This is a genomic window from Pseudolabrys sp. FHR47 (genome assembly GCF_005153485.1).
In the GTDB taxonomy this organism is placed as follows: domain Bacteria; phylum Pseudomonadota; class Alphaproteobacteria; order Rhizobiales; family Xanthobacteraceae; genus Pseudolabrys.
This window is the reverse complement of sequence record NZ_CP039740.1, coordinates 2,800,262-2,822,284: the sequence shown is the minus strand read 5'-3', so window position 1 is coordinate 2,822,284 and position 22,023 is coordinate 2,800,262. Positions and strand designations below refer to the sequence as shown.

21 protein-coding genes are annotated in these 22,023 nt (G+C 64.0%); 10 read left to right on the top strand and 11 right to left on the bottom strand.

The annotated features are described in order from the left end of the window. Positions 1–42 precede the first annotated feature (42 nt). The 3 genes from rpsR to E8Q40_RS13850 all read right to left on the bottom strand — a co-directional run bounded on the left by rpsR (position 43) and on the right by E8Q40_RS13850 (position 1,237). Positions 43–297, bottom strand: a complete 255-nt coding sequence (gene rpsR / locus E8Q40_RS13860; protein ID WP_056911489.1) for a 30S ribosomal protein S18 — start codon at positions 295–297, stop codon at positions 43–45. Positions 298–300: 3 nt separating this feature from the next. Beyond that, entirely contained in the window at positions 301–753 is a 453-nt protein-coding gene (gene rpsF / locus E8Q40_RS13855; protein WP_137045107.1) for a 30S ribosomal protein S6, read from the bottom strand. Between the two features lie 271 nt (positions 754–1,024). Beyond that, complete coding sequence (locus E8Q40_RS13850) at positions 1,025–1,237, bottom strand: hypothetical protein (protein WP_137045106.1); 213 nt, start codon at positions 1,235–1,237, stop codon at positions 1,025–1,027. A gap of 249 nt (positions 1,238–1,486) precedes the next feature. On the opposite strand from E8Q40_RS13850, the gene fabD reads away from it, so the two are divergent. The 7 genes from fabD (at position 1,487) to gmk (ending at position 8,573) form a co-directional block, all read left to right on the top strand. After that, complete coding sequence (gene fabD / locus E8Q40_RS13845) at positions 1,487–2,434, top strand: ACP S-malonyltransferase (protein ID WP_137045105.1); 948 nt, start codon at positions 1,487–1,489, stop codon at positions 2,432–2,434. Beyond that, positions 2,434–3,171, top strand: coding sequence for a 3-oxoacyl-[acyl-carrier-protein] reductase (gene fabG / locus E8Q40_RS13840; protein ID WP_137045104.1), 738 nt, complete (start codon positions 2,434–2,436; stop codon positions 3,169–3,171). The genes fabD and fabG overlap by 1 nt, the downstream gene beginning before the upstream one ends. Positions 3,172–3,508: 337 nt before the next feature. Then, positions 3,509–3,748: an acyl carrier protein gene (locus E8Q40_RS13835; RefSeq protein WP_056911484.1), complete on the top strand. Its 240-nt coding sequence runs from the start codon at positions 3,509–3,511 to the stop codon at positions 3,746–3,748. A 209-nt stretch (positions 3,749–3,957) separates the two neighbouring features. Beyond that, positions 3,958–5,223 (top strand): beta-ketoacyl-ACP synthase II, encoded by a 1,266-nt coding sequence (gene fabF, locus E8Q40_RS13830; protein WP_137045103.1) that lies wholly within the window; start codon positions 3,958–3,960, stop codon positions 5,221–5,223. A 547-nt stretch (positions 5,224–5,770) separates the two neighbouring features. Continuing rightward, a complete protein-coding gene (gene mltG, locus E8Q40_RS13825; RefSeq protein ID WP_246663103.1) occupies positions 5,771–6,892 on the top strand; it encodes an endolytic transglycosylase MltG in 1,122 nt (373 codons plus the stop codon). Between the two features lie 111 nt (positions 6,893–7,003). After that, complete coding sequence (locus E8Q40_RS13820; RefSeq protein WP_137045101.1) at positions 7,004–7,894, top strand: YicC/YloC family endoribonuclease; 891 nt, start codon at positions 7,004–7,006, stop codon at positions 7,892–7,894. A gap of 7 nt (positions 7,895–7,901) precedes the next feature. Then, the gene (gene gmk / locus E8Q40_RS13815; protein WP_137045100.1) at positions 7,902–8,573 is read left to right on the top strand and encodes a guanylate kinase; all 672 of its coding nucleotides are present in this window, start codon (positions 7,902–7,904) and stop codon (positions 8,571–8,573) included. A 92-nt stretch (positions 8,574–8,665) separates the two neighbouring features. Here gmk and rsmA read toward each other — a convergent pair whose 3' ends face one another. The 6 genes from rsmA to lptF all read right to left on the bottom strand — a co-directional run bounded on the left by rsmA (position 8,666) and on the right by lptF (position 16,366). Beyond that, on the bottom strand, positions 8,666–9,517 hold the full coding sequence (gene rsmA, locus E8Q40_RS13810; protein WP_137045099.1) for a 16S rRNA (adenine(1518)-N(6)/adenine(1519)-N(6))-dimethyltransferase RsmA: 852 nt from the start codon (positions 9,515–9,517) through the stop codon (positions 8,666–8,668). A 9-nt stretch (positions 9,518–9,526) separates the two neighbouring features. Beyond that, positions 9,527–10,561: a 4-hydroxythreonine-4-phosphate dehydrogenase PdxA gene (gene pdxA, locus E8Q40_RS13805; RefSeq protein WP_137045098.1), complete on the bottom strand. Its 1,035-nt coding sequence runs from the start codon at positions 10,559–10,561 to the stop codon at positions 9,527–9,529. Next, a complete protein-coding gene (locus E8Q40_RS13800) occupies positions 10,558–11,496 on the bottom strand; it encodes a SurA N-terminal domain-containing protein (RefSeq protein ID WP_168197838.1) in 939 nt (312 codons plus the stop codon). The genes pdxA and E8Q40_RS13800 overlap by 4 nt, the downstream gene beginning before the upstream one ends. Before the next feature lie 114 nt (positions 11,497–11,610). Next, the gene (locus tag E8Q40_RS13795) at positions 11,611–14,106 is read right to left on the bottom strand and encodes an LPS-assembly protein LptD (RefSeq protein WP_137045096.1); all 2,496 of its coding nucleotides are present in this window, start codon (positions 14,104–14,106) and stop codon (positions 11,611–11,613) included. Further along, positions 14,106–15,200, bottom strand: coding sequence for an LPS export ABC transporter permease LptG (gene lptG / locus E8Q40_RS13790; RefSeq protein ID WP_137045095.1), 1,095 nt, complete (start codon positions 15,198–15,200; stop codon positions 14,106–14,108). The genes E8Q40_RS13795 and lptG overlap by 1 nt, the downstream gene beginning before the upstream one ends. Continuing rightward, positions 15,197–16,366: an LPS export ABC transporter permease LptF gene (gene lptF / locus E8Q40_RS13785; protein WP_137045094.1), complete on the bottom strand. Its 1,170-nt coding sequence runs from the start codon at positions 16,364–16,366 to the stop codon at positions 15,197–15,199. Before lptF ends, lptG begins: the two co-directional genes overlap by 4 nt. Before the next feature lie 370 nt (positions 16,367–16,736). On the opposite strand from lptF, the gene E8Q40_RS13780 reads away from it, so the two are divergent. The 3 genes from E8Q40_RS13780 to E8Q40_RS13770 all read left to right on the top strand — a co-directional run bounded on the left by E8Q40_RS13780 (position 16,737) and on the right by E8Q40_RS13770 (position 19,514). Continuing rightward, positions 16,737–18,266: a leucyl aminopeptidase gene (locus E8Q40_RS13780; RefSeq protein ID WP_137045093.1), complete on the top strand. Its 1,530-nt coding sequence runs from the start codon at positions 16,737–16,739 to the stop codon at positions 18,264–18,266. A 25-nt stretch (positions 18,267–18,291) separates the two neighbouring features. Then, entirely contained in the window at positions 18,292–18,744 is a 453-nt protein-coding gene (locus E8Q40_RS13775) for a DNA polymerase III subunit chi (RefSeq protein ID WP_137045092.1), read from the top strand. Between the two features lie 182 nt (positions 18,745–18,926). Next, on the top strand, positions 18,927–19,514 hold the full coding sequence (locus E8Q40_RS13770; protein ID WP_137045091.1) for a hypothetical protein: 588 nt from the start codon (positions 18,927–18,929) through the stop codon (positions 19,512–19,514). Between the two features lie 12 nt (positions 19,515–19,526). On the opposite strand, the gene E8Q40_RS13765 is transcribed toward E8Q40_RS13770, so the two are convergent. Both E8Q40_RS13765 and E8Q40_RS13760 read right to left on the bottom strand, forming a co-directional pair. Then, positions 19,527–21,395 (bottom strand): ABC-F family ATP-binding cassette domain-containing protein, encoded by a 1,869-nt coding sequence (locus E8Q40_RS13765; protein WP_137045090.1) that lies wholly within the window; start codon positions 21,393–21,395, stop codon positions 19,527–19,529. Between the two features lie 50 nt (positions 21,396–21,445). Then, positions 21,446–21,973: a DinB family protein gene (locus E8Q40_RS13760; RefSeq protein WP_137045089.1), complete on the bottom strand. Its 528-nt coding sequence runs from the start codon at positions 21,971–21,973 to the stop codon at positions 21,446–21,448. Positions 21,974–22,023 lie beyond the last annotated feature (50 nt).

Sequence of the window (22,023 nt, the reverse complement as noted above, 5' to 3'; positions counted from 1 at the left end):
TCCGGGTTCACGCGCGATTGCGCGTGCCCCGGAATGACAGAACTAGCGGATCACGTAAGGCAGCAGACCCAGGAAGCGCGAGCGCTTGATCGCCTGGGCGAGCTCGCGCTGTTTCTTGGCCGACACCGCGGTGATGCGGGACGGCACGATCTTGCCGCGCTCGGAGACGTAACGCTGCAGCAGCTTCACGTCCTTGTAGTCGATCTTCGGCGCATTGGCGCCCGAGAACGGGCAGGTCTTGCGACGGCGGAAGAACGGACGGCGCTGGCCGCCACCCTGAGACGAACCGAAAGCCATGACTTATTCCTCCCCGCCAGTCGTTTCTTCGTCGCGGCGCGGACGACGCTCGCCACGGTCGCCACCACGGCCTCCACCGAAGCCACGGTCGCCGCCGAAACCACGATCACCACGGTCGCCGCGATCATCGCGATCCGACTTGCGCATCATTGCCGAGGGACCTTCCTCGAGCGCTTCGACGCGGATGGTGAGATAGCGCATGACGTCTTCGTTGATGCGCTCCTGGCGCTCGACTTCGGTCAGCGCAGCCGCCGGGGCCTCGACGTTGAACAACGTCATGTGCGCCTTGCGGTTCTTGTTCATACGATAGGAGAGAGACTTGAGGCCCCAGTACTCGGACTTGGTGACCTTGCCGCCGCCTTCGGTGATGACACCGGTCAGCTTGGCGGTGAGCTCTTCCACCTGCTGCGGGCTGAGATCAGGCCGCGCAAGATAGACGTGTTCGTACAATGGCATGGAATGCCTTTCCCTTGGTTTGCCCAGTTCCGTCGTCTCGGCGCCTAGCCCTTCGAGCCCTTCGGGAAAGGCTCGATTTGCTCTGAAGGCGGAAACACGGGACGCCGGGCTTTTCAGGGCCCTACCGCAAACCTTTGCATCTATCTGATGTTGCTAAGGATTTTCGGCCGTCCGTTCAGTCCCCAACCGGGAGCGACGGAAGATGGCGGGGTTATAGGGATTCTGGCGCAAAAGGCAAGGATTGGCGGGGGGGCCCAACTCGCGGCTCGGCTCAGCCCCGTTGCAGCCGTCCGGCGAGCTTTACCGCGAGGTCGACGCCCTCACGGATCTGGCGGGCGCAGGTGGGGTCCCGCTCGTCGCCGTCCCTGCGGGCCTTGTTGAGCGCCGCCAGCAGACGCTCAAGGTTCTTGGCCAGCAATTCCTGACGGAATCCGGCGTCGGTGCGGGCGCGCGCGATGTCGTCCTCAGAGATCAGCTCGGCCATATGCGATTCCGCCGCGCGGGGCCGGTACCGGCCGCGCTGAAGGATACGGGGTCTGTTTGACCGAAAAAGCCTAGCGGCAGAGTCTTTTAGACTCCTTACCGGCCTTGGAGGATGCCCGGCAGAGGCCGTGGACATGCCCGGTTGACATCGCGCGAGGACCCGTGTCTTTCGGCGCGGGTTTCGTCCCTGGGGCTTGGGTTCCGGGCTCAGGCGCGGTATTCCGATACAGCACAAAGGTTCCAAAGGGCGATGACGGTCGCATTCGTATTTCCCGGCCAGGGCAGCCAGACGGTCGGCATGGGCAAGGCTCTGGCCGATAATTTTCCGGTGGCCAAGGCGGTTTTCGACGAAGTGGACGCGGCGCTGTCGGAGAAACTGTCCACGCTGATCGTCGAAGGGCCGATCGAGACGCTGACCCTAACCGAAAATGCCCAGCCGGCGCTGATGGCTGTTTCGCTCGCCGCCTTCCGCGTCCTGCAAACCGAGGCTGGGCTCGACCTCGCGCGCGACGCCAAATTCGTCGCCGGCCATTCGCTCGGCGAATATTCGGCGCTGGCGGCGGCCGGTACTTTCTCGGTGACCGACGCGGCGCGGCTTCTGCGCACGCGCGGGCTGGCGATGCAGAAGGCGGTGCCGGCGGGCGCCGGCGCCATGGCGGCATTGATCGGTCTAGACTTCGATGCCGCAGCGGCTGTCGCCACTGAGGCGGCGCAAGGGCAGGTGTGTCAGGCCGCCAATGACAATGGCGGCGGTCAGGTCGTTGTATCCGGCGATAAGGCGGCGGTCGAACGCGCCGTCGAGATCGCCAAGACCAAAGGCGCCAAGCGCGCGATGCTGCTGCAGGTGTCCGCGCCCTTCCATTGCGCGCTGATGCAGCCGGCCGCCGATGTGATGGCCGATGCTCTGTCCAAAGTTCAGGTCAACAAGCCCGCCGTGCCGGTCGTTGCCAATGTCACCGCCGGCCCGCTCAGCGAACCCGCCGAGATCGTCAAGTCGCTGGTGGCGCAGGTGACGGGCACGGTGCGTTGGCGCGAATGCGTGGCCTACATGGCGTCGCAGGGCGTGACGCAGTTTTATGAAGTCGGTGCCGGCAAAGTGCTGGCCGGTCTCAACAAGCGCATCGCCGACGGTGCGACCACGACGTCGATCGGCACGCCCGACGATGTTGCCGTCTTTAAAGCCGGGAGAAATGGCTGATGTTTAGTCTCAACGGAAAAACCGCGCTGGTCACCGGCGCGACCGGCGCCATCGGCGAAGCCATTGCGCGTGCGATGCATGCGCAGGGCGCCACTGTCGCCATCTCCGGCACGCGTCAGGAAGTTCTCGACAAGCTGGCCGGCGATCTCGGCAGCCGCGTTCATGTGCTGCCCTGCGATCTGTCCAACATGGAGCAGGTCGAGGCGCTGGTGCCGGCCGCCGAAGAGAGGATGGAGAAGCTCGACATCCTTGTGGCGAACGCTGGCGTCAACAAGGACAACCTGTTCGTTCAGCTTAAAGACGAAGACTGGGACAAGGTCATCGCCGTCAACCTCACGGCGACGTTCCGTCTGACCCGTGCCGCGGTGTCGCGCATGATGCGCCGGCGTTACGGTCGTATCGTCGGTATCTCGTCGGTGGTCGGCTTCACCGGCAATCCGGGGCAGGGCAATTACACCGCCTCCAAGGCCGGCATGGTCGGCATGATGAAGTCGGTCGCCGCCGAATATGCCAAGCGCAACGTCACGGCGAACTGCATCGCGCCGGGCATTATCACCTCGGCGATGACCGACAAGCTCAACGACAAGCAGCGCGAAACGATCTTGTCCAAGGTTCCTGCGGGGAAACTCGGCACGCCGCTGGACGTGGCCGCGGCGGCAGTCTATCTGGCCTCCGACGAAGCGGCCTATGTGACCGGCCAGACCATTCATGTGAATGGCGGCATGGCCATGTTCTAGGCGGCAGCGCGCCGTTCGCCGGGGGCGGCGGTGTGTGCAGAGCAATACCGATAGCATAGCGACAAGAGGTGAATTTGCGTGGCTTTTCAGCCCTCTAACGAATAGACTGGGGCTGCTGGTCAACGCATTTGAAGTGTGGTAACCGAATTTCGGCCCGGCTGGGGCGGCCGATGGCGGAAGTCTTGATGCACCGAAAATCGGTGCCAGATGATCCCGCGATCCGGCGCCGTAGACGTCAGTGTCAGCAACGACGAGTGTCACCACGACGAGGCCGAAGCGCGATGGCTGTGAACCGACCGGGGCACAGCCAATTCTAATGAAGCACGAGGTTGGACCGATGAGTGACGTTGCCGAGCGGGTGAAGAAGATCGTCGTTGAGCACCTGGGCGTCGAGCCCGACAAGGTGACCGAAGGGGCAAGCTTTATCGATGATCTTGGCGCCGACAGTCTCGACACTGTCGAGCTCGTGATGGCCTTCGAGGAAGAGTTCGGCTGCGAGATTCCTGACGATGCCGCCGAGACGATTCTCACCGTCGGCGACGCCGTCAAATTCCTCGAAAAGAACGCCAAGAGCTGAACGCTGCGGAGCGAGCTGACGCGCATCGGCTTTCCGAGCATCGGCTGGCCGGGCGCTGTCTTGCTGCATAACGGCATCGGATGTCCGGATCGTCCAGGCGGTCGCCATCCGGGCCGTGAGCGGGCAGGCTGTATCCGCAGCGCCGCGCACCGGCGCATGGCGATGGCCGTTGCGGTTGCGTGCGTCAGCGATATTGCACGGAGCCGGGTATGAGACGAGTTGTCGTCACCGGAATGGGAATGCTGACGCCGCTGGGGTGCGGCGTTGAGCCGACTTGGTCGCGTCTGTTGAAGGGCGAGAGCGGGGCGAAGAAGGTCGACACCTTCGAGGTTTCCGATATCGCCGCCAGGGTCGCCTGCATGATTCCGCGCGGCGACGGCTCGAACGGCACCTACAATCCAGACCAGTGGATGGAGCCGAAGGAGCAGCGCAAGGTCGATCCGTTCATCGTCTATGCGATGTGCGCGGCGACCCAGGCGCTCAACGACGCCGGCTGGCATCCCAAGACCGAGGACGAGAAGTGCGCCACCGGCGTATTGATCGGCTCCGGTATCGGCGGCGTCGAAGGCATCGCCGAGACCGCCGTCATCCTGCACGAGAAGGGGCCGCGCCGCGTCTCGCCATTTTTCATTCCCGGTCGCATCATCAATCTCGCCTCCGGCTTCGTCTCGATCGAACACGGCCTCAAGGGGCCGAACCACGCGGTGGTCACCGCCTGTTCGACCGGCGCGCATGCCATCGGCGATGCGGGGCGCATGATCGCGCTTGGCGACGCCGACGTGATGGTGGCGGGCGGCGCTGAATCGCCGGTGAACAGAATGTCGCTGGCCGGCTTTGCCGCGCTGCGTGCGCTGTCGACCGCCTTCAACGAGGAGCCGACCCGCGCCTCACGTCCCTACGACAAGGCGCGTGACGGCTTCGTCATGGGCGAGGGCGCCGGCACCGTGGTGCTGGAAGAACTCGAACACGCCAAGGCGCGCGGCGCCAAGATTTACGGCGAGCTCGTCGGCTACGGTATGTCGGGCGACGCGTATCATATCACTGCGCCGACACCGGACGGCGACGGCGCCTATCGCTGCATGAAGATGGCGCTCAAGCGCGCCGGGCTGTCGCCGGGTGACATCGACTACATCAACGCCCACGGAACCTCGACGCCGCTCGGCGACGAGATCGAACTTGGCGCTGTGCAGCGCCTGGTCGGCAACGATGCCGGGCATATTTCGATGTCGTCGACCAAGTCGTGCATCGGCCATCTGTTAGGGGCCGCCGGTGCGGTCGAGGCGATCTTCTCGATTCTCGCCATCCGCGACAAGGTCGTGCCGCCGACCATCAATCTCGACAATCCGTCGGTGGAGACGCCGATCGACCTGGTGCCGCACAAAGCCCGCGAGCGTGATGTGGATGTGGCTTTGTCGAACTCGTTCGGTTTCGGCGGCACCAACGCCTCGCTGATCTTCAGCCGCTATAACGGCTAGCGTACCGTGCAGCCGCTGCGCTAACCTTGCCGCGGACGTTGGCCTTGGGGGACGGAGGAGAGGGGAACTCTGCCGGACGCGATGGCGGAAGGGGCCATGCGCTGCGGCATTGGAGATCGGGCAGCGCGGCCTCGCGCTTTCGCCACATTTCTTTCTAACCTGCGCAATCTGCTTTTGTTTTCGTGCCGCGGCCTCGGAACGCGACCGCGCCGCGCCGATGCCCAGCAGATCTGTCAGAGGCGCGAATCGAAAGTCGGGTTAAGCCAGTCGCGAAGCCTGAAGAGCTAGAGCGTTTTCGAGCGAAGTGGAAACCGGTTCGCGTGAAGAAAACGCGTCAAAACAAAAAGCTAGAGCCCCGGCTTTGATTCTATCAAAGCCGGAAAGGCTCTAGGAAAGCGAGAGCGGACGTTTGGCCAATCTTCCACCAGACCAGGACCGTCAGCCGGGCATGCGCCCTGGTTCGGCCGCGCGCAGCACCGCCAGCGCGGTGCCGCCGCCGTCTGCTAACAAGCTGCCGCGCTCGCCGCGCGTCGCGCTCGAGCCGGAAATGGTGCCCGCGCCGCGGCGTCATTCGGCCCGTGTCCGTCATCCGATGGTGGTGTTCGGCAATGCCATCTTCACGCTGCTCGTGCTCATCTCGCTCGCCGCTGGCGCCGCGCTCTATGTCGGCAAGCAGCGGTTCGATGCGCCCGGTCCGCTCGCCGAGGACAAGATCGTCAACATCCCGCAGGGTTATGGCGTCAGCGACATTTCCGATCTCCTCAAGCGTGAGGGCGTGATTGATCAGCCTTACGTCTTCATCGGTGGCGTTGCCGTCCTGAAGGCGCGCGGCCTGACGCTGAAGCACGGCGAATACAAGTTCGCCAAGCAGGCAAGCCTGTCGGACGTGGTCGAGACCTTGAGCGAAGGCAAGGTGGTGCAGCACAGCTTCACCGTGGCCGAGGGGCTGACCTCCGAACAGATCGTGCAGCGCTTGCTCGAAACCGAGGCGCTGTCCGGGCAGATCAAGGAAATTCCGCGCGAAGGCACGCTGCTTCCCGAGACCTACAAGTTCACGCGCGGCATGTCGCGCGAGCAGATTCTGCAGCGCATGCAACAATCGCAGAAGCGCGTGCTCCAGGAAGTCTGGGCACGGCGTTCGCCCGATCTGCCAGCGCAGATCCAGACACCGGAACAGCTCGTGACTCTCGCGTCGATCGTCGAAAAGGAAACCGGTCGCGACGACGAGCGTACGCGCGTCGCTGCCGTCTTCGTCAACCGCCTCAAGGCGAAGATGAAGCTGCAATCCGATCCGACTATCATCTACGGTTTGATCGGCGGCAAGGGCGTGCTCGGCCGGCCGATCATGAAGAGCGAGATCGAGCAGCACACGCCCTACAACACCTATACGATCGAAGGCCTGCCGCCAGGGCCGATCGCCAATCCGGGCCGTGCTTCGCTGGAAGCCACCGCCAATCCGGCGCGCACCAAGGAATTGTTCTTCGTCGCCGATGGCACCGGCGGTCACACCTTCTCGGACAGTTACGCCGAGCATCAGAAGGCCGTCGCCAAGCTACGTGCCATCGAGCGCGGCAATGGTGCGGCACCGGCGGCGCCCGCCGCTGCGCCGGAAGCACCGGTAGCCGCTCCGGCCCCGGAGCCGAAGCCGAAAGCGAACCTGCGGCGGTAACGGGGCGGTTTCCTTGTTCTGTGTTTATGGCCCGACGGCGTTTCCACGCCGGTGGAAAACGCTATATGGTCGCGCCGGTTTTTCCTCTGAACAGCACGTGAGTTACCTTCAATGACCTTGTCGAGCATGACCGGATTTGCCCGCGGCCAAGGCGCCGCCGGCGCCTATGTCTGGAATTGGGAGATCAAGTCGGTCAACGCGAAGGGGCTCGACGTGCGTCTGCGCGTGCCGCCGGGCTGGGACGCCGTCGAGGTCGTGGCGCGCAAGGCGGCCACCGATGCGCTGGCGCGCGGCACCGTGTACGGCAATCTCACCGTCGAGCGCAAAGGCACAGCGCCGAAGGTTAAGATCAACGAGCCGGTCCTGGCGGCGATCATCGCCACCCTCGACCAGATCGACAATCGCGTCGTCGGCGCCGGACGGCCGACGCTGGACGGCATCCTCGCGCTCAAGGGCGTCATCGAAATCACCGAGGACGATGATACGCCCGAGGCAAGGCAGGCAGCGGAGCAGGTGGTCATTGCTGGCTTCACCAAGACGCTCGCCGAGCTGGTGGCGATGCGCCGCGCGGAAGGCGCCACGCTGGGCAAAGTTCTGACCGCACGGCTCGACGAGATTGCCGCGCTTTCCGCCCGCGCCGAGGCTGCGCCGGGGCGCAAGCCGGAAGCGATCAAGGCCCGGCTCGCCGAGCAGGTGGCGAACCTGATCGAGGCTTCGCAGCGTTTCGACAACGACCGGCTTTATCAGGAGGCGATCCTACTCGCCAGCAAGGCCGACATTCGCGAGGAGCTCGACCGGCTGGCTTCGCATGGCACGCAGGTGCGCAAGTTGATCGCGGAGGGTGGTCCGATCGGCCGCCGCCTCGATTTTCTGGCACAGGAACTCAACCGCGAATCGAATACGCTGACCGCCAAGGCGAACGACGTCGAACTCGCCAATATCGGGCTCGAGCTCAAGACGGTCGTCGAACAATTTCGCGAGCAGGTGCAGAACTTAGAATAGAATTTGAATGAACGACGAAGCCGACATCACACGCCGTGGCATCATGCTGGTGCTGTCGTCGCCATCCGGCGCCGGCAAGACGACGCTGACCCGCAACCTGCTGGAGCAGGAAAACATCGACTATCCCGGCAAGCTCGCTTTGTCGGTGTCGGCGACGACGCGCGCGAAGCGGCCGAGCGAAATCGAGGGCGTGCATTATTTCTTCAAGACCAAGCGCCAGTTCGAAGTGATGCGCGACGCGGGCGAGCTGCTTGAATGGGCCGAGGTGCACGGCAATTTCTACGGCACGCCGCGCGAGCCGGTGGAGCGGGCGCTGGCCGAAGGCCGTGACGTCTTGTTCGACATCGACTGGCAGGGCACGCGGCAGTTGCTCGACAAGATGCGCGACGACGTCGTCACCGTATTCGTGCTGCCGCCAACAGCGCAGGAACTCAAGTCGCGCCTGGTGCGCCGCGCCGAGGACAGCGAGGCGGTGATCGCGCAGCGGCTGCGCAATGCGGCGGAAGAATTCCAGCACTGGAACGAATACGACTACATCCTGGTCAACCGCGACCTCGACAAGAGCTTCGCGCGGCTTCGCGCCATCCTGACCGCGGAGCGGCTCAAGCGCGTCAAGATGCCGAATCTCAGTGACTTTGTCGGCAAGCTGCTGGCGGAGTTGAAGAGCCTGACGCCGTAGCTAACGAGGCCTGACGTCATCACCCGCGAAAGCGGGTGATCCAGCAAGTTGAACAAGCGCTGGATTGTCCGCCTTCGCGGACGATGACAAAACTAGGCGCCTTTCAACTTCACATATTCCTGCGCCAATGCGACGAAGCCCGGCACGTCGATCTCCTCGGCACGCCGTGTCGGCTCGATACCGGCGGCCTCCAGAAGAGCATTGGCATCGACACCCAGCGACTTGAGGCTCTGGCGCAGCATCTTGCGGCGTTGGCCGAAGGCCGCCTCCGTTACTTTCTGCAAGGCGAGTGCGTCGCAAGGCAGCGGCTCCGGCCGCGGATCGAGCCGTACCACCGACGAGGTGACATTGGGCGGTGGCACGAAGGCCGACGGTGCGACGTCGAATAGTATCTTCGCTTCGCAACGCCAACCGGCGAGCACGGCGAGGCGGCCATACGCATCGTCGCCGACGCGGGCGACGATGCGTTCGGCGACCTCGCGCTGAAACATCAGCACCATGCGATCGTAGAACGGCGGCCACGGTTCGGCGGTGAGCCACTGGATGAGCAGCGCCGTGCCGACATTGTAGGGCAGGTTGGCGACGATGCGGCTGCGCTCGGGACCGACCAGCGCGTTGTAGTCGGCCTCCAGTGCGTCGCCCGACACGATCTCGAGCCGGCCCGGATAGTGCTCCGATATCTCCTGGAGTGCGCCGATGGCGCGCTCGTCGCGCTCGATGGCGACGACGCGGCGGGCGCCGAGCGACAACAAGGCGCGGGTGAGGCCGCCCGGTCCGGGTCCGACTTCGATAACGGTGACGGATTCGAGCGGCTCGGCGGCGCGCGCGATGCGTGCGGTGAGATTGAGGTCGTGCAGGAAGTTTTGGCCGAGCGATTTCTTCGGCCGCAATTCGTGCCTGCGGATCACATCGCGCAACGGGGGCAGATCGTCGATCGAGCCCATGGGAGCGTCCTACTGGGCGGGCACGAGTTGCCGTGTATGCGCCGATAGCTGCGCCGCGAGGATCAGCGCCGCAACGAGGCTCGACGGATCAGCCTTGCCGGTGCCGGCGATGTCGAAAGCGGTGCCGTGGTCGGGCGAGGTTCGCACGAATGGCAAACCCAAGGTGACGTTGACGCCGTGATCGAAAGCGAGTGTCTTGATCGGGATCAGCGCCTGGTCGTGATACATGCACAGCGCGACGTCATAGCCGGCGCGGGCCCGCGCGTGGAACATGGTGTCCGCTGGCAGCGGTCCAATGGCATCGATGCCTTCCGCCCGCAGCGCTGCGACCGCGGGTGCGACAATGTCGCGGTCTTCTTCGCCGAGCGAACCGTTCTCGCCGGCATGCGGGTTCAGGCCCGCGACGACGAGACGCGGTTTGGCGATGCCGAAACGGTCGTGCAGATCGTGGGCGACGATGCGGCCGGTATCGACGATCAGATCCTTGCTCAGGTGAGCGACAACATCCTTGAGCGGCAGATGGATGGTCACCGGCACGACGGCAAGTTCAGGCGACCACAGCAGCATCACCGGATGCGCGGCGCGGCCGGTAGCCTCCTCCGCGAGTCTCGCGAGGAATTCGGTGTGGCCCGGCTCGGCGAAGCCGGAGCGATAGAGCACGTTCTTGGCGATGGGATTGGTGACCAAGGCGGCGGCGCGGCCGGCCATGACATCCGCCACGGCGCGGCGGATCGATGTGATCGCCGCGGGCGCGCTGCTCTCATCCGGCTTGCCCGGCCCGGCGCTGACCTTGACGTCGAGCGGCGCTACCGGCAGCGCATGGTCGAAGGTCGCGACGGCGTCGGCCGCCACGATCGCCTTGACCGGCACGTCGAGGCCGAGGGTGCGCGCGCGGTCGCGATAGAGATCGGGATCGCCGACGACGTAGAACGGCGGGACACGAAATTCGGCACGGCGGCGCCAGACGGCGAGGGTGAGTTCGGGGCCTATCCCGGCCGGCTCGCCCAGGGTCAATGCGAGGGGAAGGCCGGAGCCGGGTGTCATTTGTACTCAATCATCGCCGACTTGCGGATGTCTTCGAGGAACTTCTTGGATTCCGCTTCGTAGCGCTCGTTGTAGATTTTTTCGCGCATTTCCTTCTTGGCGGGCGAGTCGGCGGCACTTTCACGCTTGCCGCAGAGCGCGAACATCTGCCAGCCCTGCGGCGTCGGCTCCGGCGAGCTCAGGCGTCCGATTTCGATCCGCGCCAGCATCTCGCGAAGCTGCTCGGGAAGATCGGAGGAATTGCGGGTCACGGGCTCGCGCACGGCGACGTCGCGCAGGGCGCGCGCCAGGCGGATGCCGGAGTCGCAGCTCGTGAAACGGCCGCGCAAGTTCTCGGCCTCGCGTCGCTTGGCGTCGGCAACGCCCGGGCTCGCTCCGGAAGGAATGATCACGGTGATGGGATAGAGCGTGTAGACGTAGCCCGTGACGCTTTCCTGCTGGTTCGATGTGCGCAGGGCATTGGCGACATCGGCTTCGCCGACCTGCAGGCTCGAGCCGAAGCGGCCGCGCACCAGTTGGCTCCACACGATCTGGGCCTTCAGGCGCGCTTTGAGCGCTGCCGGCGATATGCCGCTGCGCTCGAGCATCTGACCGAACTGGGCCGGCGACAGACGCTGGCGCTGGGCCATGTTCTCGAAGGCGGCGTCGACTTCCTTGTCGCCGGCGTCGAGTCCATAATATTTCGCCTTGGCGAGCTTGAGCCGATCGTCGATCAGCTCGTTGATGACCTCCTGGCGCGATGGCGTCTTGCGCGTCGAGACGGCGATCAGTTTGCTCCGCTGGGCGATATCAAGTTCGGTAATAGGCGAGCCGTTGGCGACCACCACGACCTGCGCGCGGGTTGGGCTAGGTGCGAGCAGAACGGCGAACGCGACGGCCAGCGCGCCGGCGAGCCAGGTCCGGTTCCGTTGAGGTTTCCGTGGGTTCACCGGCATCGTCAAATCCATCATATCCAGCTCGGCATCCTATCTAGACAATCTATCCAGGCAACGTATCGGGGGTAATCGGACACCGCGTGGCTCTCACGGCCGGCGCGGCGGCGAGCATCACTAATTGGTGGTGCCGCCAAAGCCCTGGCTGACCGACGTACCGCCCAGCGTGCGCAGGCTCAGCTGCAGCATCACGGTGTGGTTGTTCGAGACGTTGCCGCTGTACGTGTAATTTGTAATGTAATTCACGGCCAAGATGAGGCAATCGTCGATGTAACCGAGGCCGAGGCGGGTCTGGGCGAACTTCTTGTCGTTGATGTCGTAGAGCGCCTGACCGAGCAGCACCCAGTTGGCGTCGAGTTTGTACTGGCCGGACCCCTGGATGCCCTGGCGGCGGTCGAGGAAGCCGATCAGCGGCTGCGCCGCATAGTCGCCGTACATCACCGAGCCGCTCCACCGGTCGAAGCTGGCACTCGCTTCGAGCTCCATACGCTGCATGGCAAAGCTGCTGTTGTCGAAGCGGAAGCGCGAGGTGAAGGTGAAGATGCTGGTCGGCTGATAAGAGAGGCGGGCGACATAGTCCGACTGGCGGGTATCGAGGCCGCTGTCGAGTCCGGTATTGGTGCTGTCGGTGACGGCGAAGGAGTTCTGCCCGAACAGGCTGTAGGACTGGCCGAAAAGGGCGTTGACGAAGCCGCCATTGTTGAACTGGGCGGTGTATTGGATGCCGTAATTGGCGCGTCCGCCGCCTTCGACGCGGTCATAGCCCGAGAACTTGTCGACCTTGAAGAGGTTGCTGTCGTCGAAGATCAGGCTCTGGCCGTCTTCGTTGATCCACTTGCCGACCTGGGTTTCGTTCGGCCGCACGATCACCTGCGCGATTGGTTCGATAGTCTGCGTGCCCCAGGAACTGACATTGATGAAGGGGAAGCGGTACTCCAGGCCGACGGTCGGCATGGCGCGGACGAGGTCGCTGCGGCCGGTGTTGACGTAGTTGCCGACATTGGCGTCGTTCGTCACGTCCATGGAGCCGGCGTCGACGCGGACCGACGCGAACGGCGTGAACACCTGCCCCAGGCCGTCTGTGATGCTGCGCTTCCAGTGAGCTTCCGCGGTGAAGCGGCTGAAAGTACCGGGGGCGCCGCGCAACAGACAGTTCGACGAATTCTTCACGCGAACGTCAGCGGTGTTGCATTCGCCGCTGAGCTGGGCGGCTTTGGTGACGGCGTCGAAATTGGCCTGGGTACGCGACAGGCTGGTGAAGTTGACTTTGAAACCGAGTTCGCCGCCAACGACCGGACGGTCAACCGTGTAGTCGTAATCGAGGACCGGGTGAACGACGGGGATCTGCGCCTGCACGTCGGATTCCGAGAATCCGAGATAGTACATGCTCCGGGCATCGAAATAGCTGCGGCTGCCGCGGCCGGTCAGATAGAGCTGCGACTTGCCTTCGGCGAGACCGGTCTGGAGCGGATCGGTGACGCGGTACTGCGACAGGCGCGGGTTGTAGTCCTGCAGGAACGTGCGATCGGACACCAGCAAGGCATCCCAGCCCCAAGCCCACTTGTCGTTGATGGCGAAGCGGCCGCTCGATTCAAGGCTGCCGCGATTGTCGCGGAAGCCCGGCGTCGTCGTGCCATCGGAGCGCTTGAAATAATTCGGGTCGGCCTGGTGAATGCCGGCCGCACGGATCGAATAGGCGCCATTGATGAGCCGCTGGCGGAATTCGCCCTGCAGCAGCAAGCCCTGTTGGGTCGTGATCATCGGCGCGAAGGTCGCGTCGTAATTCGGGGCCAGCGCCCAATAATAGGGAATCTCGAAAGCGGTGCCGTATTTCGAGCTCGTCGACACCGTCGGCATCAGGAAGCCGGTTTTACGCTTCACCGTCGGATCGGGCGCCGAGAAGTAGGGCAGATACATCAGCGGCTGGCCGAAGAACTCTAGCCTGGCGTCTTCGAAATAGATCATCTTCTCGCCCTGATCGTGGAGGATCCGGGCGGCCTTTACCTGCCAGAGCGGCGGCTTTTTCGGATTGTCTTTGCAGGGCTCGCAAGCGGTGTAGACGCCGTTGTGAAACACGGTGTAGTTGCCGCCGGTCCGCTCAGCCTGGGCGGCGGCCATGCGGGTGCGATCCGGCGTCTCGACGTGGAGCGAGTCGACGAAGCCGTCACGGTAGTCGTCGGCCAGATCCATCACCTGGCCGTGCGTGACCTTGCCGTCCTCTTCGGTGAGGCGGACATTGCCCTCGGCGCGCAGACGCTTGGTCTTCTGGTTGTAGACGACCTTGTCGGCCTCGATCGTCGCGCCGCCATAGTAAAGGTGCACGTTGCCGACGGCGGCGATCAGGTTGTTCGTGTTGTCGTAATTGATCTCGTCGGCCTGAACGAGCATCTGCTTCTGGCCGGATTTATCGCGCTCGATGGCGGCGGCCGACTTCGGCCGCGGGGCGGGCGGCGGCGGGAAGTCGAGGGTCGTCTGCGCACGGGCAGGCGCCGGCACGCCGGCGCCGATGACACCAAGGCCGCAACCCACCAAGAATATGGCTGTCCAAACGCGACATACGCCGCTGGAGCGGCGGTCTGACACTGACGGACGCGTGCTCAACCGCACCGCCATCAACCGTCCTCCTGATACAACAACGCCATAAACCCCGTCAGGCCGCCAATGAGCACAGGCAGCCAGGCCGCTGCCACTGGGTGCATCAGGTCGGCCTTGCTCAGGTCCTCGGTTACCTTCTGGAGGATATAAAGCAGAAAGCCCGCGGTGACGCCACCCAAAACCATCTTCTGCACCCCGCCGAACCGGAAGAACCGTAAACTGACGGCTGCGGCAAGGAATACCATGGCCACCAGAAAGAAGGGCCGGGCGAGAAGCTTCTGAAACTGCAGCCTATAGCCTGCGGCGCCAAGTCCAGCGTGCTCGGCAATGCGGATATACAGAGGCAATTCCCAGAACGGCACGGTCTCGGGTGTTGCAAAACTTTCACGAACCTGCTCGGGAGTGAGACTCGTCTTGAGTCGGAACTCGGAGAGGTCGAGCGGCAGCTTCTGCACCTCGTGGATGCGGGCGTTGAACAGATGCCACACCCCGGGCTCGAGCACGGCGGAGCGCGCCTCGATGCGCTGGCGGAAATGGCCCTCGTTGTCGAAAGTGTAGGCGGTGACGCCGAACAGCGACACGCCTTGGTCGCGGCTCGACGCGGCGTTGATAATGGCTGTGCCGTCATTGGTCTTCTGGCTCAGCCAGAATGGGCCGCCGCTTTGGGCGCCGACCGCGTTCTGGCCGAACAGTTCGGCCTCGAAGCGTTTCGAGCGCTCCTGCAGAATGGCGGAAATCGGATTGTAAACGGCGGTCGCAAAAACGCCGAGCAGGAAGGCCACGATCAGCGCCGGAGCCACGAATTGCCATGCCGACATGCCGGCTGAGCGGGCCACCACCAATTCCAGGCGGCGCGACAGATTGAGGTAGCAGGACATGGCGCCGATCAGGACGCAGAACGGCAGAATACGTTCGGTCACCTGGGGCACGCGGAACAGCGACGTTTTTGCCACCATCAGGCCCGAGACGTTCGGAATGTCGGAGGCGCGGCGCATCAGTTCGATGTAGTCGATCAATGCCACAAGAAGGAAAATGCCCGCGAACACCAGGAGAACGGTGTTGAGGAAGCGCACGCCGAAATAGCGGGCCAATGTGCCGCCGACGACGCTCATGACGCGGCCGCACGTTGGGTCAGACGCAGGACGCGCGCCATCGCGGTTTCGATCCAGCGGTTCAGGAACGCTGGCGGCTCGATGATCAGGCCGCGCTGGACGACAAAAATGCCGCCGCCAATGGCGATGGCGAGCGCGATGTACTGCAGCACAAGCATGATCGGCAGGTTGGCGCCGAGCACAGTCGAGGCGAATCCGATGAGGCGCAGCAATGCGACGCCGCCAATGGCCCCGAGCATCGACACGTTGCGGCTTTGACGCGTGGTGCGCGGTGCACCGAGATAGGCGAAGGCAATAATGACGAAAGCGATGGGGTAGAGCGGCGCCACCAGCCTGTCATGCAATTCGGCGCGGAACTGGCCGGGCTGCTCGATGTAATACTGGTCCTTCGGGTCGGGAAACAGCAACTGCCACAGATAGCGTTCGCGGATCGAATATTTAACGGCCTGCGTGCCTCCGGCGAATTGCGACAGGTCGAAGGCATAGCGATCGAAGACCACCATCGCCGGGTCTGGCTTGCCCGTCTCCCGACGTTGCACGATGCCGTCCTGCAGGACGAGGAAGGTGCCGGCGTCGTTGTCAACCACTTCGCCGCGCTCGGCGACCACCGTCATGCGTTCATTCGGATTGCGGCGATCATCTAGGAATATGCCGACGAGTTGCCCGTTGGGGCGGCGCTCACGGATATGGATGGTGACGTTGGCCTCGATCTGCGTGAAGCGGCCCGGCTGCACGATGGTCGAAACCACATTGGCGCGCACTTCGGTCAGCCAGTCGCGCAGCATTCGCAGACCTTTCGGCGCGAAATACGCGCTGATCATCAGCACCAGGACGGAGACGACGAGCGTTGCCGACATGAAGGCGCGGAACAGTCGCCACGGCGACATGCCGGCCGCGTTCATCACGATGATTTCGGAATCTGTCGAAAGCTTGTTGAGCACATGGACGACAGCGATCAAAAGCGCGATCGGCGCTATCACCAGGACGAGGAGGGGGATGATCAGGCCGGTGATGCCGACGAAGACCAGGATGGTCTGACCCTGGCTGGTCATGATGTCGATGTCTCGTAGCGCCTGGGTCAGCCAGATCACCGCCGTGAGACTGATGAGCACGAGCGCGAAGGCACCGAAGGTGGTGCGGAAGATATAGCGGCTGATGGAGCCCATACGCGCGTCTTAATCCCCGGTCCCCGAAATCGCCCCCGCGCCGAGTCCCCATCCGGCAACGTGACGCAGCAATCTTAACCCGATCCTGTTGGTTAATCTTGTTCGCTGCACAAAATGGCTCCGCCAAGGCAAAGCCATTGAACATGCCCAACAATTGGTTAACGGCGGGGCGGTTTTCGTCGCTGGAACCAAGCGCTTTGGGGCCGATTCTGGCAAGCGGTAACGGGCCGGCCACCGGGCTCCCGCGGGCGTCCCGGCCCTCGACTGGTGAAAAGGCCGGTCTTGACCGCCGTCGGGCCTTTGCAGAGCCCGCGCCGCAGCGCATATGGGGCGGGTTGCCCCTTTTTCTACCCGTAAGGACCACCCCACCATGGCCGAAGCTCCCCGGATCTCGTTTAGCCCCGTGACCGCGTCTAAGCCGGGTGGGAGCTTGGTGCTCTTCTGCGATGATGGGTTGAAGTTTGGGCGTTATGCGACTGAAACGCTAGGAGCGGCAGCTGGTCTGGTCGCACGGGCCGCCAAAGTGGAGCAGTTCACTGGCAAGAGCGGCTCCGTCCTCCAATTGATCATGCCCGAGGGGCTTAAAGTCGACCGGCTGTTCGTCCTCGGCATCGGCAAGGTGGCCGAGTTGAAGTCCGAGGATTTCGTCAAGCTGGGGGGCGCGGCCATGGGCAAACTGCCCAAGGCAGGGGATGCGACGGTCGTCGCCGATCTGCCGGAGGCGGGCAGGGGCAAGGACGGCGGCAAAGACAGTGGCATGAATGCCGAGCAGGCCGCCGACCTGGCGCTTGGTATGCTGCTGCGTGCTTACGCCTTCGAGCAGTACAAGACAAAGCGCAAGCCGGACGAGAAACCCGCTGGAAAGCGCACCGTCGCCATCGCGACCACTGACGTCGCCGCCGCGCGCAAGGCTTTCGGCGCGCGCGAGGCCATCGCAGGAGGCGTGCTCACGGCGCGCGATCTGGTCAACGAGCCGCCGAATGTTCTCTTTCCGGAAGAGTTCGCCCGTCGCACGCTCGCGCTGAAGAAGGCCGGCTGCACCGTCGAGGTGCTCAACATGGCCGCCCTGAAGAAGCTCGGCATGGGAGCGCTGCTCGCTGTCGGCCAGGGCTCGGCCCGCGAGAGTCGCGTCGTTGTGATGCGCTGGGACGGCGGCAAGAAGGGCGAGGCGCCTGTCGCGTTCATCGGCAAGGGTGTGTGCTTCGACACCGGCGGCATTTCGATCAAGCCGGCCGCCGGCATGGAGGACATGAAGGGCGACATGGCGGGCGCGGCCTGCGTCGTCGGCCTGATGCAAGCGCTGGCCTCGCGCAAGGCCAAGGTCAACGCCATCGGCGTCATCGGTCTGGTTGAGAACATGCCGGATGGTAATGCGCAGCGCCCTGGCGACATCGTCAAGTCAATGTCGGGCCAGACCATCGAGATCATCAACACAGATGCCGAGGGCCGTCTCGTACTCGCCGATGTGCTTTGGTACACGAAGGAGAAGTACAAGCCGCAATTCATGGTCAACCTGGCGACGCTCACCGGCGCGATAATCGTTGCATTGGGCCACGAATATGCGGGCTTGTTCTCAAACAACGACGAACTCAGCGAGCGTCTGACGGCGAGCGGCGAGGCGACCGGCGAACTCGTTTGGCGCATGCCGCTGTCGGCGGCGTTCGACAAAATGATCGATTCGAAGTTCGCCGACATGAAGAACACCGGCGGCTCGCGCGCCGGCGGCTCGATCACGGCGGCGCAGTTCCTGCAGCGCTTCGTCGACAAGACGCCTTGGGCGCATCTCGATATCGCCGGCACCGGCATGGATTCGCGCCAGAACGAGATCAACAAGAGCTGGGCGTCGGGCTGGGGCGTGCGCCTGCTCGACCGGCTGGTGGCGGAGTATTACGAGGATTGAGCGCTGGCGCCGCGCCACACAAACCATGACCGAAGTTCTCTTCTACCACCTGCAAGGCCAGAAGCTCGAAGGCGTGCTGACGCCGCTGATCGAGAAATCGATCGAGCGCGGCTGGCGCGTCGCAGTGCAGGGGACGAGCGAGGAGCGCATCGAAGCGCTCGACTCCCATCTGTGGACCTACCGCGAGGATGGCTTTCTGCCGCACGGCACCTGGCGCGAACAGGAAGCCGCGCAACAGCCCGTGCTGCTCACCGTCAACGACACCAATCCGAATGCCGCGACCGTGCGGTTTCTGATCGACGGTGCCGGACTGCCGGCCGACGCCGAGGCCTATGAGCGTATCGTACTGGTGTTCAACGGCGATGACGACGAGGCCGTGGCGCAGGCGCGCGGCTTCTGGACCGACGCCAAGGCCAAAGGTTTCGCCGCCACCTATTGGCAGCCGGACGAACAGGGCCGCTGGGTCAAAAAGGCCTGATTATACTGCTTCGGCTCTATGCTGGTTAAGCGTGCTCGGCCACTGGCCGAGTTGCCGCCGCCATTGTGATGACGCAAAATAGGTTTTAAGGGACAAGACGATAGTTGGGCGCCGATCGTGTCGGCGAAAGGTCTGATCCGGGGATGGTTGTCTTGGTGCGTGACGTGAGATCGAAACTGGCTATGGCAGGCACGGCGCTCCTGGCGCTCGCTGTCGGCGGCTGCGGTAGCATGAGCGACACCTTCAAGTCCGACGCCGGCTGGTTTTCGAAGCCTATGAGCAGCCTGCTGTCCCGCGAGGACGGTTCGGGTTCGGCAGGCACGAACAAGAATTTCTCGCTGGGGCCGAGCGGCCCCGTTGCGCCGGAAGACCTGGTCAATGCCGACGGCAGCTGCGCGGCCGCAGCGCCCGAGCCGGCGGCATCGACAAGTCCCGCTGCCGCGCCGCAGGTCGGCTCCGTGGCGGGCGATCTCGCCGGCGGCGCCATGCCGGCGAGCGGTGATGCTCCGGTCCTCGGTGGCGTCGCGCTCGGCATGGCCGAGTGTCAGGTCGTGCGCCGCGCGGGCGCGCCGAGCAACGTCGCCATCAGCGCGGCGGAGAACAACGAGCGCAAGGTGGTGTTGACCTATGCCGGCGGCAACTGGCCGGGAGTCTACACGTTCGTGTCCGGTCGCCTGAAGGTGGTCGATGCGTTACCGGAAGCGCAGAAGCCCAAGCCGGTAGCGAAAAAGAAGCCGGCGCCGAAACGCACGCCGGCCCGCGTCAATTAGCGCGATAGAGGCTTACGCCTGCTCCAGTTGGCTCGAGGCCTCGAGCCATTCCTCTTCGGCTTTCGCGATCGCTTCGACGACATTGGCGCGCGTCTTCGACAGTTCCGCGGCGCGCGCGGGGTCCTTCGTGAACAACTCGCCATCCGACAGCGTGTTGTCGAGCTTGGCGAGTTGCTTGTTGAGCTGCGCGATGTCGGCTTCGGCTTTCTGGATTTTCTTGCGCAAAGGCGCGGTCTCGGCGCGCTTTTCGGCGGCGGCGCGCCGCGCTTCCGCCGGATCGACGCGTGGCGCCGCTTTTGACACGGTCGCCTGCTTGCCATCGGACAGGACGTAACGGTGATAGTCCTCGAGATCGCCGTCGAAGGGTTTGACGCGGCCGTTCGCTACCAGCCAGAGCCGATCGACGCAGGCTTCCAGCAGATAGCGGTCGTGCGAGACGAGGATAACGGCGCCGGGGAAGTCGTTGATGGCCTCGATCAGCGCACCGCGGCTGTCGATGTCGAGATGGTTGGTCGGCTCGTCGAGGATGATGAGGTGCGGCGCTTCGAAGGTCGACAGACCCAGCATCAGGCGCGCCTTCTCGCCGCCCGATAGCTTTTCGACCTTGGTATTACCGGCGTCGCCGGAAAAACCGATGGCGCCGACTTTGGCTCTTATCCTGGCTTCCGGCTCGCCGGGCATCAGGCGGCGCACATGATCGTAGGCGCTGTCCTTGAGGTCGAGTTCGTCGACCTGATGCTGCGCGAAATAGCCGACCTTCAAAGGCGCTGCGCGGGTGACAGTGCCGCGCTCGGGCTTGAGCCGTCCGGCGAGCAGTTTCACCAAAGTCGATTTGCCGTTGCCGTTGGCGCCCAGCAGCGCGATGCGATCGTCATTGTCAATGCGCAGCGACACCTCGCTGAGCACCGGGTGGCCGGGCTCGTAGCCGACCGCGACGCCGTCGGTGGCAATGATCGGCGGCGACAAGAGCTTGTCGGGCGCGGGAATGTTGATGGGCCGGACGTCGTCGATCGTCATCGAGACGATCGGCTGCATCTTCGCCAACATCTTTATGCGCGACTGCGCCTGCCGCGCCTTGGTCGCCTTGGCGCGGAAACGATCGACGAAGGCCTGCAAGTGGGCGCGCTGCGCTTCCTGCTTCTTGATCATCTTCTGGTCGAGGGCGAGGCGTTCGCTGCGCAGCCGCTCGTAATCGGAATAGCCGCCTTTGTAGAGCGTCAGCTTTTTGGCTTCGAGGGCGAGGATCTGGTTGACCGAATGATCGAGCAGGTCGCGGTCATGGCTGACCACGATCATGGTATGGGGATATTTGGCCAGATGGTCCTGCAGCCACAAGGTGCCTTCGAGGTCGAGATAGTTGGTCGGTTCGTCGAGCAGCAGGAGGTCCGGCTCGGCGAATAAGGTCGCGGCAAGGGCAACGCGCATGCGCCAGCCGCCGGAGAATTCGGTGCAGGGGCGCTGCTGGTCCGCCGGCGAGAAGCCGAGACCCGACAGGATCGCGGCGGCGCGGGCAGGGGCCGCATGCGCGCCGATATCGGCGAGCCGCGACTGGATTTCGGCGATGCGGTGCGGGTCGGTGGCGGTTTCCGCCTCGGCCAGGAGATCAGTGCGCTCGCTCGGCGCTTTCAGCACCACCTCGAGCAGGCTCTCGGGGCCGTTCGGCGCTTCCTGGGCGAGCCGGCCGATGCGCCAGCGCGGCGGGATACTCACGGAGCCGGTCTCAGCGCCGATTTGGCCGGTGATGACGTTGAACAAAGTTGACTTGCCGGTGCCGTTGCGGCCGATGAGGCCGACGCGCGCGCCGGGCGTGACCCGGGCACTGGCGTCTTCCAGCAGGGAACGGCCGGCGATGCGGACGGTAAGGTTGTCGATAATCAGCATGACGCGCGCCTTGTGGCCGACGCGCTTGCGCCGCGCAATCCCCCTTCGGTTCAGCTCATAGAGCTCAGCCCAATCCCGGTCTGGCGCTGCAGGATCAGCAGGTCGAAGCTCGGCGTCTTGTCATTGCCGAGGATGGCGGTGAGCAAAGCATGAGCCTGTCCCCGGTGATGCGTCTGGTGGTTGAAGAAATGATCGAGAGCCGGCGCCAGCGGTTGCTCGATGGTCTTCTGCGGGGTGGTGACCGTCTTGTAGCGCAGCAGCCCCGACAACTTCTCCTGATCGAGCCCGTCTATGTAGCGATTGATAAGAACGTCTTGCGAGCGGCGCGCCTTGCGTAAATCCTCAAAACTGTCGAACAGGATGGCATCGAGTCCCGGTGGTATCTCGCCGACGCCGGTAAAACGCCGCATCCAGATACGGTCGGCAACCAGGAGATGGTTCAGCGTGCCGTGCAACGATTTGAAAAAGACGCCGCGGTCGGCCCGGTATTCGGCGTCGGGCACCTTGGCGGCAGCGTCATACAGGCGCTCGTTGCACCAGGCATTGTAGGCGGCGAACATCTGGTAGCGGGATTTCATGAATGCCTCCGGCCCTCGCGGAAAAGTCCTTGAAAGGAGAGGAAAACCGG

Bases quoted from the DNA above. Each gene is read 5' to 3' on its own strand.
- rpsR (WP_056911489.1), bottom strand. From the start codon at position 297: ATGGCTTTCGGTTCGTCTCAGGGTGGCGGCCAGCGCCGTCCGTTCTTC.
- rpsF (WP_137045107.1), bottom strand. From the start codon at position 753: ATGCCATTGTACGAACACGTCTATCTTGCGCGGCCTGATCTCAGCCCG.
- E8Q40_RS13850 (WP_137045106.1), bottom strand. From the start codon at position 1,237: ATGGCCGAGCTGATCTCTGAGGACGACATCGCGCGCGCCCGCACCGAC.
- fabD (WP_137045105.1), top strand. From the start codon at position 1,487: ATGACGGTCGCATTCGTATTTCCCGGCCAGGGCAGCCAGACGGTCGGC.
- fabG (WP_137045104.1), top strand. From the start codon at position 2,434: ATGTTTAGTCTCAACGGAAAAACCGCGCTGGTCACCGGCGCGACCGGC.
- E8Q40_RS13835 (WP_056911484.1), top strand. From the start codon at position 3,509: ATGAGTGACGTTGCCGAGCGGGTGAAGAAGATCGTCGTTGAGCACCTG.
- fabF (WP_137045103.1), top strand. From the start codon at position 3,958: ATGAGACGAGTTGTCGTCACCGGAATGGGAATGCTGACGCCGCTGGGG.
- mltG (WP_246663103.1), top strand. From the start codon at position 5,771: ATGGTGCCCGCGCCGCGGCGTCATTCGGCCCGTGTCCGTCATCCGATG.
- E8Q40_RS13820 (WP_137045101.1), top strand. From the start codon at position 7,004: ATGACCTTGTCGAGCATGACCGGATTTGCCCGCGGCCAAGGCGCCGCC.
- gmk (WP_137045100.1), top strand. From the start codon at position 7,902: ATGAACGACGAAGCCGACATCACACGCCGTGGCATCATGCTGGTGCTG.
- rsmA (WP_137045099.1), bottom strand. From the start codon at position 9,517: ATGGGCTCGATCGACGATCTGCCCCCGTTGCGCGATGTGATCCGCAGG.
- pdxA (WP_137045098.1), bottom strand. From the start codon at position 10,561: ATGACACCCGGCTCCGGCCTTCCCCTCGCATTGACCCTGGGCGAGCCG.
- E8Q40_RS13800 (WP_168197838.1), bottom strand. From the start codon at position 11,496: ATGCCGGTGAACCCACGGAAACCTCAACGGAACCGGACCTGGCTCGCC.
- E8Q40_RS13795 (WP_137045096.1), bottom strand. From the start codon at position 14,106: ATGGCGGTGCGGTTGAGCACGCGTCCGTCAGTGTCAGACCGCCGCTCC.
- lptG (WP_137045095.1), bottom strand. From the start codon at position 15,200: ATGAGCGTCGTCGGCGGCACATTGGCCCGCTATTTCGGCGTGCGCTTC.
- lptF (WP_137045094.1), bottom strand. From the start codon at position 16,366: ATGGGCTCCATCAGCCGCTATATCTTCCGCACCACCTTCGGTGCCTTC.
- E8Q40_RS13780 (WP_137045093.1), top strand. From the start codon at position 16,737: ATGGCCGAAGCTCCCCGGATCTCGTTTAGCCCCGTGACCGCGTCTAAG.
- E8Q40_RS13775 (WP_137045092.1), top strand. From the start codon at position 18,292: ATGACCGAAGTTCTCTTCTACCACCTGCAAGGCCAGAAGCTCGAAGGC.
- E8Q40_RS13770 (WP_137045091.1), top strand. From the start codon at position 18,927: ATGGCAGGCACGGCGCTCCTGGCGCTCGCTGTCGGCGGCTGCGGTAGC.
- E8Q40_RS13765 (WP_137045090.1), bottom strand. From the start codon at position 21,395: ATGCTGATTATCGACAACCTTACCGTCCGCATCGCCGGCCGTTCCCTG.
- E8Q40_RS13760 (WP_137045089.1), bottom strand. From the start codon at position 21,973: ATGAAATCCCGCTACCAGATGTTCGCCGCCTACAATGCCTGGTGCAAC.